Source organism: Staphylococcus sp. EG-SA-2 (assembly GCF_017152085.1).
This window is the reverse complement of the sequence record NZ_JACYHC010000857.1, coordinates 1-1,122: the sequence shown is the minus strand read 5'-3', so window position 1 is coordinate 1,122 and position 1,122 is coordinate 1. Positions and strand designations below refer to the sequence as shown.

The 1,122-nt window shown below is 34.7% G+C and carries 1 protein-coding gene; it reads right to left on the bottom strand.

The features are described from left to right. Window positions 1-115: 115 nt before the first annotated feature. On the bottom strand, window positions 116-1,122 hold a 1,007-nt coding region (locus IDG60_RS27610; RefSeq protein WP_206160877.1), incomplete at its 5' end, for a fructose-bisphosphatase class III.

Sequence of the window (1,122 nt, the reverse complement as noted above, 5' to 3'; positions counted from 1 at the left end):
AGTGAGGGGATTTTTTTCGGTGTAGCTAGGTCGCCTATTTATCATCGCGTTTGCGTAGCCAATGCGTAAACCGCATCAATACAACAGTATACAATACATGCATAAAATGTCGTCTTTAGTCTAAGTAACGATCATGCATTAACATTTTCAAAATATCTATTTGAGCTTGAAGCTCTTTACCAATATTGGTATCACGAATCTTCTTACGTTGTAATTCTTTGTCTACAACGCGCTTTATAGAAAGTTCATCGATACCTTCGGAAAGTATTTTTTCTTTAGCGTTAAATTGTTGGTGTGCAACGAGTTGCATTCCGAATGAATTATACAACAATGTATAGCCTGCAATGCCAGTTGTTGACTGATAAGCTTTTGAAAAACCACCATCAATGACAAGCATCTTTCCATCAGCCTTGATAGGATCTTCGCCATTGATTTCTTTCACTGGTGTGTGACCATTAATAATGCGTCCTTCATCTGGATTTAATCCGAAATCACTGAGCATTTTACGAACCATATTCACATCTTCACGTAAATGATAGTATGGATTTTTTTCTTCTTTATGAGAAGCTTTATCTGCAATAAAATATCGCTCAAACGTAGTCATCGCGCGTTTACCAAATAATGACGAATATTTCCCAGTCCATAAATACCAAACTAAATCCGTCGATAAGTCATCAGTATTTTCTTTTTCATCAAATGATTTACGGACATGATACTCAAACACATCTAATAATTCTTGGCCGCTGTAAGTATGACCATCAATTTCAAATGATTCCATCTCACCATTTTCATCAACTGGAATACAACCATGAATGAGTAAATTACCATTATATGGTAAGTAAAGCGAACCTTTACGCATCAAGAAAGACATATGACGACGTAATTTTTCAGATTGTTGGAATGACAATAATAGTTTATTCATGACTTCTTCTTCTTCAGGTAGTAATTCTGCTGGATTATTACGATTGATAGTTTGGAAACATGTGTCTTTCAACGGGTATGTATTACCATAAACTGTAATTTCATTTGTATCATAATTAACCTTTTCAAGCACAAGACGTTCTTCCATTTCGAAATTTGGACGACGTTTAATAATTGGTATTTCTAACTTGAATTGAATCA